Raw genomic sequence first — 17602 nt, forward strand, 5'->3', positions numbered from 1 at the left:
GGAAATATGACCGAGTTAGAACAAGCCGTTACCCAAGCGATGCAATCCGTGATCGATCCAGAATTGCGTCGCCCAATTACCGACCTCGACATGGTGCGCGAAGTTTCCGTAAAAGACGGAGTCGCCACAATTGATATTGACCTGACTGTGGCTGGCTGCCCACTACAGAGCACTATTAAAGAGGACGCTACTAAAGCGGCTCTTACCGTCGAAGGCATCAGTCAGGCCCAGATCCGCCTAGGCGTTATGAATGAAGAACAGCGCAAGGCACTTCGTGAAAAGTTGAGTGGACCTACTCGCGAGGTTCCCTTCGCGAAGCCGGATTCGCTAACGCGGGTCATTGCGGTAGCTTCCGGCAAAGGCGGCGTAGGTAAATCATCGGTCACCGCGAATCTGGCGGTTGCGCTAGCGAAGCAAGGCTTGAAGGTTGGCGTAGTCGACGCCGACATTTACGGTTTTTCGATTCCGCGCATGCTGGGCGTAGAACACGAACCCACCATGATCGACGGCATGATTGTGCCTCCTGTGGCTCACGACGTAAAGGTCATGTCCATCGGCATGTTCGTTCCCGACGGCCAACCTGTAGTTTGGCGCGGGCCCATGTTGCACCGCGCTCTGCAACAATTCCTCACCGACGTCTACTGGGGCGACCTCGACGTGCTGCTCCTGGATCTCCCACCGGGCACCGGCGATGTCGCCCTCTCTATCGCGCAGCTCCTTCCTGGATCCGAGATCCTGCTCGTTACCACCCCGCAGATTGCCGCTGCCGAAGTGGCGGAGCGTTCCGGGTCTATTGCCGCCCAAACCCACCAACGCGTCATTGGCGTTGTTGAAAACATGGCTTACATGTCCACCCCCGATGGGCAGAAGCTTCAGATATTCGGCGAGGGCGGAGGGGAAACCGTTTCGGCCCGCCTGGCCACAGTGCTCGGCTATCCCGTACCGCTGCTAGCCCAGATTCCGTTGGACATGGACCTGCGCATCGGCGGAGACAACGGCACCCCCGTTGCTCTTTCTGAAGGCGAAGCTGCCAGCGCGTTGCAAGCGCTAGCCGGCAAGCTCGCTCACCATTCGCGCGGCCTGTCCGGACGCAATCTGGGAGTTTCGCCCCTGTAGGGCGCTAAACTAGTTTGTTAACAGCCGGCTAGTTCATTTCCTAAGGAGTTACCTTGTCCGAGAAAGCCCTCTCCTGGACTTATGCCGAAGAGATCGCATACCAAGACGAAGTTATTGGAGCCTCGCGTGCGCTAGGCGAAGAACTCGGTGCGCCCGCTGTCTCGAGGGCATGTGGAGGTGCCCTGCGTGCGATTGCTGGAGCTGCCAGCGCCCGGACAGTATTAGAAATTGGTACGGGTACGGGCACGTCCGCCCTCTACCTACTCGAGGGTATGGCAAAGGGCGGGGTCCTTACTTCTATTGACATAGAGTCCGAGTACCACAAGGCCGCCCGAAAGCTGTTTAGGGAGGCCGGCATCCCCACGCAACACACGCGCCTAATCACAGGCAGGGCGCTGGATGTGCTCCCCCGCATGGCACACAACGCCTACGACATGGTGGTAATTGATGGGGACGTGGCCGAAGTCGGACAATACTTGCAGCACGCCCGCTTGCTCGTGCGCCCGGGCGGCGTGGTGGCGCTGGTGCATGCCCTCTGGCACGACCAGGTGGCAGATCCGGCCCGCCGAGACCCAGAAACAGTCGCGATGCGCGAGGCTGTGAAAACTCTGCTAGACAAGGATCTGTGGATAACCTCCCTGCTCCCAGTCGGTGACGGGCTAGCTATTGCAATAGCACGCAAATAGACAGACCCCCAGCGTAAGGGGGATAAGCGAAGGGGCGGCCCTTAAGCCGCCCCTTACTTTCATAGGTTCTCGAGTGCCTTGGCTAAATCTTGAGCCTCGTCGTCGCTGAGCTCTACGACCAGCCTGCCGCCGCCTTCCAAAGGAATCCGCATAAGGATCCCCCTACCCTCTTTGACAACTTCAAGTGGACCGTCGCCAGTCCTGGGCTTCATTGCTGCCATGTGCGCACCTGTCCTTACATTTCTTGGCATGATTGCCAGCTACAGAAGTAGCATGAGCCCATTTTATCAAATCGATATAAAAGCGGCCCGAGATGGGCTAGATATCGGCCGTAGCCAAGCGGACGGCTTCCTCTGGAGTGTTAGCTACCCGGAACATGTCAGGGTCTTCGGCCGCAATGTAGCCGGCTTCCAAAACCGTTCCCCTAATCCAGTCCAGCAGCCCGTTCCAGTAGTGACCCCCCACGAGCACAATCGGGAATTTCTTGATCTTGCGGGTTTGCACTAGCGTGACTGATTCAAACATTTCGTCCAAAGTGCCGAATCCACCCGGCATCACAATAAACCCGGAAGCATATTTTACAAACATGGTCTTGCGGACGAAGAAATACCTAAAGTTCACGCCCAGGTTCACCCACTGGTTTAGCGCCTGTTCATGCGGCAATTCGATCCCTAAGCCCACCGAGGCGCCGTCGTGGTCGTGCGCCCCCTTGTTGGCAGCTTCCATCACCCCGGGACCGCCCCCCGTAATGGTGGCTATGTTGCGCTCAGCTAAAAGCCGGCCTACCTCATAAGCGAATTTGTAGTGTTCAGAACCAACTTTCGAGCGGGCGGATCCGAATACTGATACTGCCGGCCCCAATTCGGCGAGGGCCCCAAATCCCTCTACGAATTCGGCTTGGATGCGCATGACCCGCCACGGATCCATGTGCAGCCAGTCGGATTCCTGGCCCTTCTTTAGTAGTCTAGTGTCGGTAGTTTCCTTTGGGATCATCCGCCCCCGCAGCATCACCGGGCCGCGTCTATACGTTTCACTTTTACTCACTAAACCAGCATGCCTTACACTCAAATATTTTGTGTGCCAACTGGATAATTTTTTCCGATTTGCGACCTCGAGTTCACCATTTTTTCAGACTAACGCTTACTTTTCGTCCAGTTCTTTACTCGCCTCAGTAGGGGGCGCAAAAGCTGTCGCACTAATCTGACCGGGTGCCGAATCGGGTTTTACCAGGAGCTTTTGCCCTTTAGAAAGCCTTTGTTTCGCACTTTCCAGCGCCTTCGCAAATGGCTCTGCTTCGCCCTCGCCGGCGCCTGCGAGAGAGATGCCCACTCCCCCATTTTGAGCGTTCGCTATGTAGCGGGCGGAGCTAAAGCCATTCTTTATAGAGGAAACTAGCAGGTTTTTTAGGGCTACCTCGTAGCGCGGTTCCACCGTGGCCACAATCAGGTTGGCCGCCTGTTCCTTAGAAATTGCCGAGGGCGAAAGAACAATAACTTTGACCTTTTTAGTTTCGTCCCTTTTCTGTTTGAGCGCACGCACCAGCGCCTTGTTGGCTTGCTCGGAGGCAGCCGCAACTATTACGTCGGCACCGGCCTTGTAAAGCTGGCGGCCGGCCTCTTCGCCCTGTTCGTAGGCGGCTTGAGCCCCCAGGTAGTACCCCTCGCCCTTATCTGTAGCATTAGCCTGGGCAGGTTTTTGTTTAGAGTTGGCCGTGTCGCGCGCCCCTATTCCCGCAGAAAAATTTGCGAGCAATGTGGCACTTTGGTCGTTGTATGCCCCGGCTACGAGCCCGATCTTCTTAGTGCGCGTGTAGGCTGCGCTAGCATAGCCTGCCTGCCAGGCGGGAACAGACAGGTCGAAAACTACGGGTTTTACATTTTCGGGCACGTCCTTTGCCCGCAATGACATTCCCACTAACACGAAGCGAACTTGCCTGTGGGAGTTGGCTAGTTTCAACGCCCCGGCTTCCAGGGAGGAACCGAACACCACCTGCAGGTTGCATCCATCCTCTATTAGCGTCTCCATAGCTTTTTGCCCTTCAGCTGGCTCGCTGACGAACCGTGCTGAGATCTGCTGGCCAGTAGCGGCCCCAGCCGCACTGACCCCTCTGCCCACTGCCGAAGCGCCTGTGCCAGCGATGTCGGCTCCTTCCATCACCGCGCAAGCCTTCGGCACAGGGGCGGCTACACGTTCGGGTTCATTCGCCTGGCAGCCTGCAAAGAGACCTATCGCGAGCAGGAGTGGCAGATACTTTTTCATCGGTATTCGGCAGGAAGGGAGGCAGTAAGCTGTTTTATCTCTTGGGCCTTTTGCGGGCTGGCCACGAGCGTGGCGTCTTTGGTTCTAACAATTACGGCGTCCTCGATGCCGAGCACGGCGATCAATTCGGTACTATCCAGGTCGGTGGCCACAAGCGTAGAGCCAGAAGCGATCACCTCGGCGCGGGCCTGTCCCACCTGCAAAATGTTGTCCATCTTAGCCAGGGCTCCAAAATCGCCTACGTCGTCCCAGCCCAAAGTGGGCGCGGTGGGGGCCACCGCTACTTTGCCGAGGGCGGCAGCCGGCTCAGCTACGGCGTGATCAATGGCTATCTTAGTTAGGCCCGGCCAAACGCGTTCGCGTACGTCGTCGCGGTCCGGGCTATCCCAAGCAGCAGCGATTTGCCGCAATCCGGAGGCCAGGTGGGGATGATTTAGGCTGAGCGTATCGAGCAGCAATCCCGCCTTGGCCACAAACATTCCGGCGTTCCACAAATACCCCTCGCGCACGTACCGGCTGGCAGTTTCCTGGTCGGGCTTTTCAACGAAACGCTTTACCTGCAAAGTGTCCCCTGACTCGGTGGAATCGCCAGGGGCAATGTAGCCGAAGCCAGTGGCAGCAAAACGTGGGCCGATGCCAATAGTACAAATCCACCCGGCCTCAGCGGCCTCCTCAGCGCTCCTAACAGCTCTGGCGAATTCAGTATTGTCGGCAACCACGTGGTCGGCTGCGAAAGAACCTACAACTTCTTCGCGCCCGTAGCGGACCTCTACAATAGCTGCCGCAAGGCCGATCGCGGCCATCGAATCGCGAGGGGAAAGCTCAGTTATTACTTCCACCGAACGGCCAACTTGCGCGCGCACTGCGTCCTCGTGCATGAGCCCGGTGACCACCATGACAGATTTTGCCCCCCGCAAACGCCCTATAGCATCGGCAAGCAGCGACTGGCCCGAACCAGCCAGATCTAATAAAAACTTGGGACGATTGCGCCTGGACAACGGCCACAGGCGAGTTCCCGCTCCCCCTGCTGGAATAATAGCGCGCACTAGCTAATCCTCCCTGCCGCATCCTGGGCGAGGGCAACCAAAAACCTGGGCGGAGTAAAACCTGCCCGTTCAAAAGCCTCGGCGATTGCGCGCTGCACCCGCCCTGTCTTTGCCCCGTCTACTAAGGCAATCGCAGAGCCACCAAAACCGCCACCCGTCATCCTGGCCCCGTAAGCCCCTGCTTTCAAAGCTGCTTCGACCGCCACATCCAACTCAGGACAAGAAACCTGATAATCGTCGCGCAGCGAGATGTGGGAAGCCACAAACAACTCCCCCAAACGCTTTGCCAAGCCAACATCCAGTTTCCGGCTCCGCAACAGGCGCACCGCCGCGCGAACGCGCGCCACCTCTGTAACCACGTGACGCACCAGTCGCACAGATTCCCCGGCAGGCAACCTCTTCACCGCCGCGGGAAGAGCATCCGGGGTAAGCTCCGCCAAATAATGCAGACCCAACCTCTCAGCTGCCCGCTCGCATGCCTGCCGGCGGCTGCCATACTGGCCATCGGTAAGTTCGTGGGTAGCCCTAGTATCTACCACCAGCAACTGTGCCCCAGCCCCCGACAACTCAAAAGGTACCTGGCGCCCGGACATATCTTTGCAATCCAGTTCCAGCGCCCTTCCGCGAGCGCAACGCAACGAGGCCGACTGGTCCAAACCACCCGTAGGAGCCCCCGCAATCTGATTCTCGGCCTCCCTACAGGCCTCTACCAAAACCTGTCGGCCGCCCTCGGCAAGCGCCAAAGAATTGAGGTCTGACCAGGCCACCGCTACGGCGCACTCCAATGCTGCAGAAGACGAAAGCCCGGCCCCAAACGGCACGCAGGAATCGACCGCAATATCGAGACCAGAAACGTGGAAGCCAGCCTCCGCGAGAGCCCACCCTACCCCCACGACATAGGTGGCCCAAGAGGGAATGGCCTGGCGCGTTCGCGGGCTCACGCGATCCAGGTCAACCTCGGCGACGCCCTGCACCTGGGCAGAAACGATGCGCACTAAACGATCCTGGCGACGCGCGCAAGCAACATAGGTCGCGTGCGGCAGCGCAATGGGCAGGCAGAGCCCCCCGTTGTAATCAGTGTGCTCGCCAATCAAATTCACCCGCCCAGGCGCGAACCAAACCCCCTGCGGGGCATACGAAAAGGTCGCCGCAAAAAGCTGCTTCACCTTTGCAGACGCTTCCTCGCGGGACCAAGCTGGCAACAAAACGCTTTCACTCACCCTCCAATCCTACAGGAGGAGCCCGATCCAATACGCACCTGTCTAATACCTTGTAACCTTGAGCCATGGCCAAAAACGCACAAGTAACAACGGGAGCCGACCCCTACCACCACACGTACCCCGAAGGTGCCCACACCCTCAAAAGCGCCCTGTCGCAAGAAGGAGCGGGGGCGAAAATAAAGGCATTGCTCTCTTGGTACAAGGATTCGCGCCTCGGCCGTTTTCTGGCTCGCTACGGGGTCCAGCGGGGAGCGCTGCTCGCCGGCGGAATCTCCTACACCGCCCTCTTTAGCCTGTTTGCCGCACTAGCCATTGGGATCACGGTGTTCATGGCCCTACTGGGGTCAAACGAGCAACTACGCGAGTCAGTATTCAAAGCAATTAACTCAGCCATGCCCGGGCTAATCACCGTAGGCGGAAAGGAAGGGCTAGTAGATCCGGAATCGCTTGTGCTATCTTCTCCCTTCACCCTTGCCGGCCTGATAGCGCTAATTTCGCTCCTACTCTCCGCAACCCGGGTGATGCAGGCTCTAAAAGTCTCAATCCGCGACATGTTCGGCATTACAGTAATGCCCGTTTCTGCCCTCTCAGACAAACTGCGCGACGCCGCAGGATTCGTAGTAATAGCCCTCTCTGTACTCGCTACAGCAGCGGTCGGCGTGGTTGCCTCCACCGCAGGCGGAACCATCTTCGCTGCCATCGGCCTTCCAGGCGGCATTGGTTCATTCCTAATCCGCGTTCTAGTGCTCGCCGGGGCGGCCCTAATCGACGCCGGCGTCTTCTGGATGCTAGTGCGCTTCATCGCAGCGGTAAAGGTTCCAAAGGCCGACCTACTAAAAGGACTCGTGGTATTCGCACTAGGAGCAGGAATCTTGCGGTGGGCCGGCACCTCGCTAGTAGCCTCCGTATCCGACAATCCACTGTTAGCCTCAGCCGCCGCCCTCGTAACCTTGTTGCTGTGGGTAAACCTACTTGCCCGCGTCACCCTCATGGTGTGTGCTTTTATGGCAAATCCGCCCCGGCCGGCAATCCCGGCCAACCGCGAACACATCCACGCAGACGAAACCCCCAATTACATTTCCGTAACCTATCCGCACACGCTCGCCTGGCCACACCAGTCGCTAACCGGGGCCATAGAGCCAGACCCTAAACACGACCCTTTGACCATAGAAACAGCCCCCCGCACCCCAAAGTGGGGAGGCCTAGTCGGAAGGTACAAAACCTGGCGACTGCAACACTTGCGCCGCCGCCTCCAAAAGGCCGAGGCCGACTACTACCTGTAACTCAAAGAATACGTGGCCACGAGCGGGGCGTGGTCCGACCAACGAGAATCGTGCCCACTAGCCCGGTCCACCCTAGTTGGCCCGGCCAGGGCCAAGGCCTCGTCAGTGACCATCTGGTAGTCTATGCGCCACCCCGCATCGTTGTCGAAAGCCCGCCCTCTAAAAGACCACCAGGTGTAAGGAGCTCTAACGCCCTCACCTAACTTAGTGCGGGTCAGATCGTGCCAACGCCCACTCATCCAACCATCCAGATAGGCGATCTCGGAATCCAACACCCCCGAGCGCTTGTTATGATTCGGCTTCCAATTCTTAATGTCAAACTCCGAGCGCACAACGTTAAAGTCACCCGCCACAACACAGGCGCCCTGCAGCTGCTCCAGACGGGGCCCCACCTTAGCCAGGTAAGCCATTTTCTGTTCCTGCTTAGGAGTATCCAACTCCCCAGAATGCAAGTACGCCGACACCAGCGTGAACGGGCAGGCATTGCCGTTTCCATCCGCCGTGTCCAAAGTCAGCTCCACCCAACGCCCAGAATCTACATCGGACTCGCCCTCGTACAAATAGTCGCGACTTGAAAGCACCGGCGCATCAGCCTTCACAGCGATGGCGACCCCGGCCCTCCCCTTCAGCCGACACGGCACGGTGACCACCCGCCAAGCAGGACCAAAAAGGTCCGCGGCAATCTGCTGGTCGGCACGCACCTCCTGCACCAGCACCACATCCGGAGCAGCCGAATCGAGCCACCCCTCGATACCCTTGCGGAAGGCCGCACGAATCCCGTTTACATTTATAGAAGCAACAGTTAGCACCTATTCCCCCTGCAAAATGGAAGACTGAACGCGAATTTGCCCCTTCTTCACCTGAGTTAGAAGTTCCCTAACCTCTTCCTTCAGCTGCGGCGTAAGCTTAGAATCGTAAGCCCCATAGCCGGCCAGGGCCAATCCCCCGTTTTCTAAGGTGCCCACCCAAGCTCCCGCAGAGTCAGACGAGGCCGTAGACCCCTCGACCACAGCCTGCACTCCGCGATCTACCCGCTTCAACACCGAGGTCACAAAATGATCCTTCTGCTCCGGATGCTTCCTTGCCCCATCTGCAGAAACCCAAATAATTCCCAAATCGCGATTGTTTCCGATCTTCGCCAAAGTACCTTCAGAGGCCGCACCAGCAATGGGCACAATTACCCCCGCCTTCTTATCCAACAGAGACTGGGTAAGCTGGCCTGCCTTCTCCTTATTGACAAAATCGCCCACGGCAAGCACGGACTTGCCATCCGGCTCCCACCCCTGCAGCGACACCGAAGTGCCCTTGGCGTCGTTGTACCGGTCGATCCCCTCGGCCAAGCCGGAAGCGGCCGCCTGCGTAAACTCATTTACCTGGCCCACATAAGTACCGACGAGACCAGTAGTGGTGGTACCCGCCGCCAAATAGCCCGCCAAAAACATTCCCTGGGCAGTATCGAATAGGATCGGGCGAACGTTATCTAGCTCAACGGTTTTCCCATTTAGCGTTGGGCGAGCGTCGACGAGGGCAAAACGCGAATCCTGGTGGGCCTTAGCCACCTTCCCCACAGCCTCCGACATCTGAGCACCGACGGCCACCACAATCGAACACTTATCAGCAACAGCCTTCTGCAACACCTGCTGGTAGTCCGAAGACGATTTAGCTTCGTAAACCTGAGTCTTAGGTGCCTTCTTAGCTGTGCGCACAGACTCAAGGCCAGCTACAGACGCCTCATTGAGCCCCCCGTCTTTGGGACCTGCCTGATTTGTAACCAGACAGGCCTTATCCAAAGACGCAGGCTCAGCCGCCTTTTGCCCACCAGAGCAAGCGGCAAACGAGAAGCTAAGCGCCGCGATAACGGTCAGAACAAGTGCTTTACGCATAGGGGCTCCTTAGAAAGTACACTGCCCCCATGTTAACTGCGCTCGGCAGCTTCCACCACGTTTGCAAGTAAGAAGACCCGAGTCATTGGCCCCACCCCGCCGGGATTAGGCGAGATCTTTCCGGCAACTTGGTCTACGCCCTCGGCAACGTCACCAGCAATTTTCGACTTGCCGGAAACCGGATCGGTAGTGCGTGAAACCCCCACATCAAATACGGCCGCTCCGGGGGCAACCATGTCCGCAGTGATGAGATTCGCCACGCCGGCAGCCGACACCACAATGTCGGCGGCACGTACGTGCTCGGCCAAGTTGCGGGTACCAATGTGGCAACAAGTGACCGTGGAATTGCAGTCCTTGCGCCCCAATAGCAGCCCCAGCGGCCGCCCCACCGTAAGTCCCTGACCGACCAGGCAAACGTTAGCCCCATCAAAATTCACGCCGTTGCGCCTACCCAACTCGACAATCCCACGAGGAGTGCAAGGTAACGGGGAATCCACGGTGGTGCCCACCCGCAGAACCAGCCTTCCCAAATTCACAGGATGCAACCCGTCGGCGTCCTTTTGCGGATCAATAGCCTCCAAAACGGCATTGGTGTCAACCTGATTAGGCAACGGCAACTGCACAATAAAGCCGGTTACTGCCGGATCATTGTTCATCTGCTCGACTGCCGCCATAACCTGGGCGTGGCTGGCCGTAGCAGGCAACTCGATGCGGTGGGAGGTAATACCCACCTCAGCACAGTCACGATGCTTACCAGCAACGTATTTCCTGGAACCGGGGTCCTCACCCACCAAAATAGTGCCTAGCCCCGGAATGCGGCCCTTCTTCTTTAATGTCTCGACGCGCACCGCGAGCTCGGCCTTAATTTGGCTGGCCGCGGCGGTCCCGTCCATAAGGGAGGCGGGACCATCCCACGGATAGCGCACTAGCCGAGTTCGGGGTACAGCGGGTACTTCGCCGTCAGCTTGTCGACGCGGGCGCGCAGACCGGCCTCGTCAATTTCCTGCCCGGCAGCTCCCTGCACCAGAGCCGTAGCGATAATGTCGGCAACTTCCGTAAAATCATCTTTACCCAGCCCGCGCGTAGCCAGGGCGGGAGTGCCAATGCGCAAGCCAGAAGAAACTGAAGCCGGGCGCGGATCGAAGGGAACCGTGTTGCGGTTTACGGTAATACCCACCCGGTGAAGCAGGTCTTCGCCCTCTTGCCCATTGAGCCGAGAATTGCGCAAATCCACAAGCACAAGATGGACGTCAGTTCCCCCCGTCAGCAAGCTAATCCCCTGATCAGCTACATCTTTTTGACAGAGCCGTGCGGCGAGGATTCTAGCCCCTTCAAGAGTGCGTTCCTGGCGGTCCCTGAATTCTGGGGAGGCAGCCAACTTCATCGCCACAGCCTTGGCGGCAACCACATGCATCAGAGGGCCACCCTGCTGGCCTGGGAACACCGCAGAGTTGAGCTTCTTAGCAAGCTTAGTGTCGCGCGAGAGGATCATGCCGGAACGGGGGCCGCCCAGAGTCTTGTGCACGGTAGTAGAAACCACATCTGAGTACGGCACCGGGGAGGGGTGCAAGCCAGCCGCAACCAACCCCGCAAAGTGAGCCATGTCGGTCCACAGGTAAGCGCCGACCTCGTCTGCTATAGCGCGGAACGCCTTGAAGTCGATGTGGCGCGGGTAGGCGGACCAACCAGCGATGATGACCTTGGGCTTGTGCTCGAGCGCGAGCTGGCGCACCTGATCCATGTCGATCCGCAGGGTTTCTTTATCAACGCCGTATGCGGCAACGTTGTAAAGGCGACCCGAGAAGTTGATCTTCATGCCGTGAGTTAGGTGACCGCCCTGGTCGAGGGCGAGGCCCATGATGGTATCGCCCGGTTTGGCGAGTGCGTGCAGCACGGCGGCATTCGCCTGCGCCCCCGAGTGGGGCTGTACGTTCACATATTCGGCGCCGAAGAGCTCTTTGGCCCTGTCGATGGCCAGCTGTTCAACTACGTCAACATGCTCGCAGCCACCATAGTAGCGGCGCCCCGGGTAGCCTTCGGCATACTTGTTCGTGAGGACGGAGCCCTGACATTCGAGCACTGCCTGGGGAACGAAATTTTCCGAGGCGATCATTTCGAGCGTGGAGCGCTGGCGGTCCAGTTCCGCATCCACCGCCTCTTTAATTTGCGGGTCTAGTTCAGCTAGGGATTGCTGCAGGGGGTCAGTCAATTTATCCTCCAGTCGCGGTACGAAGTGTTCCAGGCACCAGCCCAGGCGAGCGACTGGGTGCCTTTTTCAATGCCGCTCCCCGGTGGTGTCCACCTTAGGCGCCAGTTGCGACGGCTCAAGGGTATCTCAAGGGGCGCCTTCCGCGCCACACAGTGAACGTACACTTAAAAATTTCGGCGCCTTCGTAGTGAACGTACACTTAAGAGCCCGCCCTTAGAAGTGCGCCTACCCCTGGAACTAGTGAACGTACACTTAAAATTTTTGCCGCTACAGTGAACGTACACTTAAAAAAATTAGGAGAAAACCACCGTACGAGCGCCATTTAGCAGCACCCTGTGCTCCGCGTGGAACTTCACCGCCCTCGCTAGCACGCGCCGCTCCACATCTTGTCCAAGGCGCACCATGTCCAGCGTTGAATCCGCATGATCGACTCTAGTCACATCCTGTTCAATAATCGGACCTTCATCTAGATCCGCCGTAACATAGTGGGCAGTCGCCCCAATTAGCTTCACCCCGCGTGCATGAGCCTGCGCATAAGGACGCGCTCCCTTAAATGACGGCAAAAACGAATGATGAATATTGATCACAGAGCCCGCCAGCCTTCGACAAATGCTGTCGCTCAGAATTTGCATATAACGCGCCAGCACAACTAATTCGACGCCCTCCGCATCAATTAGTTCAAGCAACTCAGCTTCAACCTGTGCCTTATTTTGATTGGTAACAGGCTTGCAAATAAAAGGAACCGAATGAAACTGAGCAATAGGCGCCAGATCAGGATGATTACCCACCACAGCAACAACTTCAATCGGCAACCCCTGAAAGTCCTGCCTGTACAACAGATCAGCGAGACAGTGCCCTTCCTTAGACACCATTAAAATCGTACGCACTCGCTTCCCTGCCGAATACAACTTCCACTGCATAGAAAACGACTCGGCAACGCGGCTAATCCCGCTCTCTAAAGTTTCAACCCCGCTGGCACAGGAAATTTCAACCCTCATAAAAAATAGGCCGCTTTCCGGATCCCCAAACTGCTGAGACTGAACAACATTTCCGCCACCACGTGCAATCGCGCCGGTTACAGCATGTACGATGCCTGGCCTATCCTTACACGAAATAGTTAAAACAAAATCATCTTTAGAGGTCGATTCACTAATCATGGCGATAGCCTACCCTGACCCAAGGCAAAATCCCGCAACCAGGGCAGGCTACCGCACAAAACGTCATTTTATCCTTTGACCGATCCCGACATCATTCCCGACACGAAGTACTTTCCAAGGAAGATATAAACGAGTAATGTGGGCGCGGAAGCTATGAGGGCGCCCGCCATCGAGCCGCCATAGTCCGCCATGATCGAGCCGTGCGCCAACTCATTCAGCGCTAGAGTTACAGGCCCCGTCTGAGCAGACCCGCCAAAAAATAGGGCGAACAAGAAATCATTCCACGCCTGAGTAAACTGCCAGATAATTACTACCACGAACGACGTGACAGAAATAGGCAAAACCACCGAAAAGTAGGTACGCAACATCCCCGCTCCATCTACCCTGGCAGCCTCCACCAGTTCCTCAGGGACAGACTCATAGTAGTTTCTGAAGATAAGCGTGCAGATAGGAACGCCATAGACTATATGCAATACCATCAAAGCTGGAATACCAAAGGGCGTTACTCCTAAAGCCTGTCCCGCTCCAACCACTAATTTCATGAGTGGAATCATAACCGCCTGATAAGGGATGAACATACCAAATAATATCAGGGTGAAAACTATATTAGCTCCCGGAAATTTCCACCGGCTGAGCACAAAACCATTAGCCGAGCCAAGCATGGCAGAAATAATAGATGAGGGGATTACCAGTATTAGCGATCTACCGATTCCACCTTTTAGCGCATTCCACGCCCTCATCCAATTATCCACATTCCAATCTTTAGGAAGTGACCAGGCGCTGGCCGGACTAACCTCCGCCCCGCTTTTAAAAGACGTTACGATAAGCACATACACCGGTATTAAAACGAGGCACAAAATCATCGCAAGCACAAAGTAACGCAGCGCATTCGAAATCCTCGATGTGCCCTTCCTCCTAGGTGACGCAGATTGCAGAGTCTTTGCTTCAAGCTTTGCGCTCATCGAGTATTCCTCCCCCTTGCATCATGAATCAAATAAGGGATAACTAGGGCCGCAACCACAAGTAGCAACACCGTACCAATTGCAGCAGCACGGGAATGATCGTTCACAGTCATCGCGTTGTACATGTCCACAGCCGGAACAAATGTCTGATACCAGTTTTTATCCGCTATTGCCATGATTAGATCGAAAGATTTTAATGACATATGCCCAATAATAATTATTGCCGACAGAGCTACAGGAGTTAGCTGTGGGAAAATAATATTCTTATACAATTGCCACTCGTTCGCGCCGTCGATACGTGCCGCCTCGCGCAACTCATCAGGAATGCCCCGAAAACCTGCGAGAAACAAGGCCATTATGTACCCGGACAGCTGCCAGATAGCGGGTATTGCAACCGCAAGAATTGCCCACCGCTGCGAAGAGATCCAGCTGTTCTGCAAAAATCCAAGGCCAATAGACTGGAACAGTCGGTTCAGCCCGGAGGCATCAGCTCCTTGGCCCGAATTCAGCAGCCAGCGCCACACAACACCCGAGGCAATAAACGATACAGCCATTGGGAACATGTATACGGACCGGAAAAAACTGTCCCCTTTTATAGGCCGTTCCAAAAGCCACGCCCACAGGAACCCCAAGATCAAAGTCCCCAGAAGAAACACAATAGTAAACACTATCAAATTTCTAAAAGACCATAGAAAGTCAGGATTATTAAAGAGGGCGACGAAATTATCTAGCCCCACAAAATGAACCGGGTCCGCGCCATTAAGTTGTCCCGCCGTATGATTGTCTAAAAGCGAAGTATAAATGTTGGTGCCGATGAGTCCATAGACAAAGAATCCAACCAGTATCACGGAAGGACTTATCAATAAGAGTGCTGGCCCCCACTGCTTTATACCACCAACTGATCTTTTCCGTTTATACTTTTTTATTTCTACTGTTGACATGGCAAATCCTCATGATTGGGGGTGGGACTAACCCCACCCCCAATACTTGTAAGGCAGCAACTACTTTGTTTCTGCCAACTTCGCGAATTGTTCCTGCAGCTGTTTCGCATCAAAATTGCCCGCAGTGAACTTTCCTAGGCCTTCCTTCTTCATAGATTCTGTCACCTTCAAAGGCAGCGCTGCCCCGTGTGCAACAGACGAAACAATTTTGTCCTCGCTGAAAGACTTCATGGCGCTCTTCTGGTAATCGCTAAACTTAGCTTTTTCGTCCTCGCTAAGATCCGCGCGCGCAGGAAGGGATCCCTTCACAGAATTGAAAGCAATCTGTCCCTCTTTAGAGGAAATAGTATCGAGCCACGCCTTGGTGCCTCCCGCATGCTTTGCTCCCACGGGCATAGTGAACGAATCCGCAAGAAAGTCGAATACGCCCTCGGTCCCGGGCACCGGCCAGGCAAAGTAGTCCTTACCCATCTTTTTCCCAGCAGCATCAAAAGCAGGAGGAGTCCAATCGCCCATAACAGTGTAAGCCTGACTTCCATCGTTATTTATGACGCCTTTCATTGCGGGCTCCCAATCTTCATTTAGAAGGGACGGATCAGCATATTCCATAATCTTCTTATAATGCTCGAAGGCTTTAGTTACGTCCGCCGAATGCCAATCACCTTTTCCATCCATGAGCGCCTGGTATCCGTCAGCTCCCATGTCCGCTATCAAAATCGTTTCGAGCAGGTGCAACTGCCACGTGGAATTCCCCACCGCCATCGGATACTTGACTCCCGACTTCTTCAGCTTTTCCATATCGGCGATCCAAGACTCGATGTTCGCAGGTGCTTTCGAAGGATCTATGCCAGCCTTATCCAAAGCCGCCTTCGAGACCCAAGTAACATTCGCTCGATGTATATTCGAGGGCACAGAGTAGATCTTTCCGTCAACAGTTAGGCGCTCAATCAAATCTTTGGGGAAAGCGTCGCGAAGTTTGAGTTCGTCATAAAGTCCCGAAAGGTCTTCGAGGTAGCCGGCTTTGATGTCCTCGCTAATCTCGGCACCAGCGTGAGCTTGATAGGTGTCAGGCGGGTTCTTGGCGGCAAGATCAGCCTGCAGCTTCTGCTTCGCCTGGTCACCACCCCCACCAGAAACAGCCTGACTCTGGAATTTCGTATCGGGGTGCTGCTTCTGCATAACTTTCTGTAGTGCAGCGAGGCCCTCTTTTTCAGAACCAGCTGACCACCAAGTCACAACATCCACCTGGGAGGCATCCTCCTTACCTCCGCTCGAAGTCTTAGCCTCGTTACCACCGCCACAAGCGGTAAGAGAGAGGGACAGTGCGGCTACTCCAGCTAGCGCTACTAATTTACGCATTAATGCTCCTTTGCATTGGCGTTAGAGATGGGAAACCACGTCGTTTCCCCAGCTATCTCTTTGCGCGCCTATCTTATCCCATGCAGTTTTACGCTTTTGCCCCTTTCACATCAACGAGCCAAAATGTTTGCCCATATAACTTGTAATAGCCGCGCGCCCTAGTCTAGGCCAGCAGCCACCTGGCGCAGCCGCCGAAGCGCCCAACGAAAACGCTCAAAGTACGCACACTGGCCCTCTGAAATAGTGAACGTACACTTAATAAGGAGGCGCCACCCCCAAAATTAGTGAACGTACACCTTAGGTTCTCCCGCAAACTAGTGAACGTACACTTAAAACGCAGCAAAAGGTCCCGGCGGGACACGCCCGCCGGGACCCCTCAAAACTGACTACAAAATGCCAGCCTTCTTCACAGTCTCAATTTCCACCTGGGCAGCCTCAGCATTCTTCTTCAACTGCTCCTTCTGCTTCGCATTCAAATCAAGCCCCTCAACGACCTTCCACTCACCACCATCGGAAGTGCACGGAACGCCATACACAAGACCCTCAGGAATGCCATACTGTCCCTTAGACGGCAACGCCACAGAAACCCAATCATCCTCAGGAGTACCCAAAGCCCACGACCGCATATGGTCAATCGCCGCAGACCCGGCCGAAGCAGCCGAAGATGCCCCGCGCGCCTCAATGATCGCGGCCCCCCGCTTAGCAACAGTCGGAACAAAGTAAGAATCCAGCCACTCTTCGTCAACCAACTCCGTAGCAGCCTTATCGCCCACCGTCGCAAAAGAAATATCCGGGAACTGGTCAGCCGAATGATTCCCCCAAACAACGACCTTCCTAATATCGCTCACGGCAGCACCAGTCTTCTCGGCAAGCTGGCTAATAGCACGATTATGGTCGAGCCGCATCATAGCGGTGAACCGCTCGGCAGGAACATCCGGAGCCGACGCAGCAGCGATGTACGCATTCGTGTTAGCAGGGTTGCCAACTACCAAGACCCGCACATCGTCGGCAGCATGGTCATTGATAGCTTTCCCCTGCGGCCCAAAAATCCCACCATTGGCCTCGAGCAAGTCCGCGCGCTCCATCCCCTTCGACCGAGGGCGAGCACCAATCAACAGAGCATAATTGCAACCTTCAAAGGCCTTATTCGCGTCATCGTAAACATTCAAGCCGGCCAAAGTGGGGAATGCTGCATCCCGCAGCTCCATCGCAGTCCCCTCGGCAGCCTTCACAGCCTGCGGAATTTCCAGCATGTTAATAATAACTGGCTGATCCGCGCCCAACATGTCGCCCGCGGCAATGCGGAACAAGGTCGCGTAGCCAATATTCCCGGCCGCGCCTGTAACTGTGACAACTACCGGTTCTTTCGTCTGTGCCATATCTCAAACTCCTTCGTGGATTAGGCGTTGCATACGCCCTGGCGTTGCGCCACGGTTAAAGGATAGATCCGTCACTATCTTTTTTCTTCAGCATAAGTCCCA

General features: G+C 55.9%; 17 protein-coding genes and 1 riboswitch. Of the genes, 3 read left to right on the top strand and 14 right to left on the bottom strand.

The genetic code is table 11. From position 1 onward, the window contains the following. Positions 1–6: 6 nt before the first annotated feature. Both G437_RS0102400 and G437_RS0102405 read left to right on the top strand, forming a co-directional pair. Positions 7–1116: an Mrp/NBP35 family ATP-binding protein gene (locus G437_RS0102400; protein ID WP_024331004.1), complete on the top strand. Its 1110-nt coding sequence runs from the start codon at positions 7–9 to the stop codon at positions 1114–1116. A 53-nt stretch (positions 1117–1169) separates the two neighbouring features. Further along, positions 1170–1802: an O-methyltransferase gene (locus G437_RS0102405; RefSeq protein WP_024331005.1), complete on the top strand. Its 633-nt coding sequence runs from the start codon at positions 1170–1172 to the stop codon at positions 1800–1802. Between the two features lie 59 nt (positions 1803–1861). Here the strand turns inward: G437_RS0102405 and G437_RS11130 are convergent, their stop codons facing one another. The 5 genes from G437_RS11130 to galK all read right to left on the bottom strand — a co-directional run bounded on the left by G437_RS11130 (position 1862) and on the right by galK (position 6327). Then, positions 1862–2023 carry a DUF3117 domain-containing protein gene (locus G437_RS11130; protein WP_070454404.1) on the bottom strand — a complete coding sequence of 54 codons (162 nt, stop codon included), beginning with the start codon at positions 2021–2023 and terminating at the stop codon, positions 1862–1864. A 97-nt stretch (positions 2024–2120) separates the two neighbouring features. Beyond that, positions 2121–2846 (bottom strand): LOG family protein, encoded by a 726-nt coding sequence (locus tag G437_RS0102415; protein WP_024331006.1) that lies wholly within the window; start codon positions 2844–2846, stop codon positions 2121–2123. Positions 2847–2942: 96 nt separating this feature from the next. Continuing rightward, positions 2943–4061, bottom strand: a complete 1119-nt coding sequence (locus G437_RS0102420) for a BMP family ABC transporter substrate-binding protein (RefSeq protein ID WP_024331007.1) — start codon at positions 4059–4061, stop codon at positions 2943–2945. Then, positions 4058–5107 (bottom strand): mannose-1-phosphate guanylyltransferase, encoded by a 1050-nt coding sequence (locus G437_RS0102425; RefSeq protein WP_024331008.1) that lies wholly within the window; start codon positions 5105–5107, stop codon positions 4058–4060. The genes G437_RS0102420 and G437_RS0102425 overlap by 4 nt, the downstream gene beginning before the upstream one ends. Next, positions 5107–6327 (bottom strand): galactokinase, encoded by a 1221-nt coding sequence (gene galK / locus G437_RS0102430; RefSeq protein ID WP_024331009.1) that lies wholly within the window; start codon positions 6325–6327, stop codon positions 5107–5109. The genes G437_RS0102425 and galK overlap by 1 nt, the downstream gene beginning before the upstream one ends. Before the next feature lie 65 nt (positions 6328–6392). On the opposite strand from galK, the gene G437_RS0102435 reads away from it, so the two are divergent. Continuing rightward, on the top strand, positions 6393–7610 hold the full coding sequence (locus G437_RS0102435) for a YihY/virulence factor BrkB family protein (RefSeq protein WP_024331010.1): 1218 nt from the start codon (positions 6393–6395) through the stop codon (positions 7608–7610). On the opposite strand, the gene G437_RS0102440 is transcribed toward G437_RS0102435, so the two are convergent. The 9 genes from G437_RS0102440 to G437_RS0102480 all read right to left on the bottom strand — a co-directional run bounded on the left by G437_RS0102440 (position 7601) and on the right by G437_RS0102480 (position 17500). Continuing rightward, on the bottom strand, positions 7601–8419 hold the full coding sequence (locus G437_RS0102440; RefSeq protein ID WP_024331011.1) for an exodeoxyribonuclease III: 819 nt from the start codon (positions 8417–8419) through the stop codon (positions 7601–7603). The genes G437_RS0102435 and G437_RS0102440 overlap by 10 nt on opposite strands. Continuing rightward, entirely contained in the window at positions 8420–9493 is a 1074-nt protein-coding gene (locus G437_RS0102445) for a BMP family lipoprotein (protein ID WP_024331012.1), read from the bottom strand. A gap of 32 nt (positions 9494–9525) precedes the next feature. Beyond that, positions 9526–10419, bottom strand: a complete 894-nt coding sequence (locus tag G437_RS0102450; RefSeq protein ID WP_024331013.1) for a bifunctional methylenetetrahydrofolate dehydrogenase/methenyltetrahydrofolate cyclohydrolase — start codon at positions 10417–10419, stop codon at positions 9526–9528. Beyond that, positions 10419–11702, bottom strand: a complete 1284-nt coding sequence (gene glyA, locus G437_RS0102455) for a serine hydroxymethyltransferase (protein WP_024331014.1) — start codon at positions 11700–11702, stop codon at positions 10419–10421. Before glyA ends, G437_RS0102450 begins: the two co-directional genes overlap by 1 nt. A 32-nt stretch (positions 11703–11734) precedes the next feature. Continuing rightward, positions 11735–11821: riboswitch (ZMP/ZTP riboswitch) on the bottom strand. Between the two features lie 174 nt (positions 11822–11995). After that, on the bottom strand, positions 11996–12859 hold the full coding sequence (purU, locus tag G437_RS0102460) for a formyltetrahydrofolate deformylase (RefSeq protein ID WP_024331015.1): 864 nt from the start codon (positions 12857–12859) through the stop codon (positions 11996–11998). Positions 12860–12927: 68 nt separating this feature from the next. Continuing rightward, complete coding sequence (locus G437_RS0102465) at positions 12928–13821, bottom strand: carbohydrate ABC transporter permease (RefSeq protein WP_024331016.1); 894 nt, start codon at positions 13819–13821, stop codon at positions 12928–12930. Then, the gene (locus G437_RS0102470; protein WP_024331017.1) at positions 13818–14762 is read right to left on the bottom strand and encodes a carbohydrate ABC transporter permease; all 945 of its coding nucleotides are present in this window, start codon (positions 14760–14762) and stop codon (positions 13818–13820) included. The genes G437_RS0102465 and G437_RS0102470 overlap by 4 nt, the downstream gene beginning before the upstream one ends. Before the next feature lie 60 nt (positions 14763–14822). Continuing rightward, on the bottom strand, positions 14823–16121 hold the full coding sequence (locus G437_RS0102475) for an ABC transporter substrate-binding protein (RefSeq protein ID WP_024331018.1): 1299 nt from the start codon (positions 16119–16121) through the stop codon (positions 14823–14825). Between the two features lie 386 nt (positions 16122–16507). Then, entirely contained in the window at positions 16508–17500 is a 993-nt protein-coding gene (locus G437_RS0102480; RefSeq protein ID WP_024331019.1) for a malate dehydrogenase, read from the bottom strand. Positions 17501–17602 lie beyond the last annotated feature (102 nt).

It is taken from the genome of Winkia neuii subsp. neuii DSM 8576 (assembly GCF_000420405.1).
Taxonomy (GTDB): Bacteria; Actinomycetota; Actinomycetes; order Actinomycetales; family Actinomycetaceae; genus Winkia; species Winkia neuii.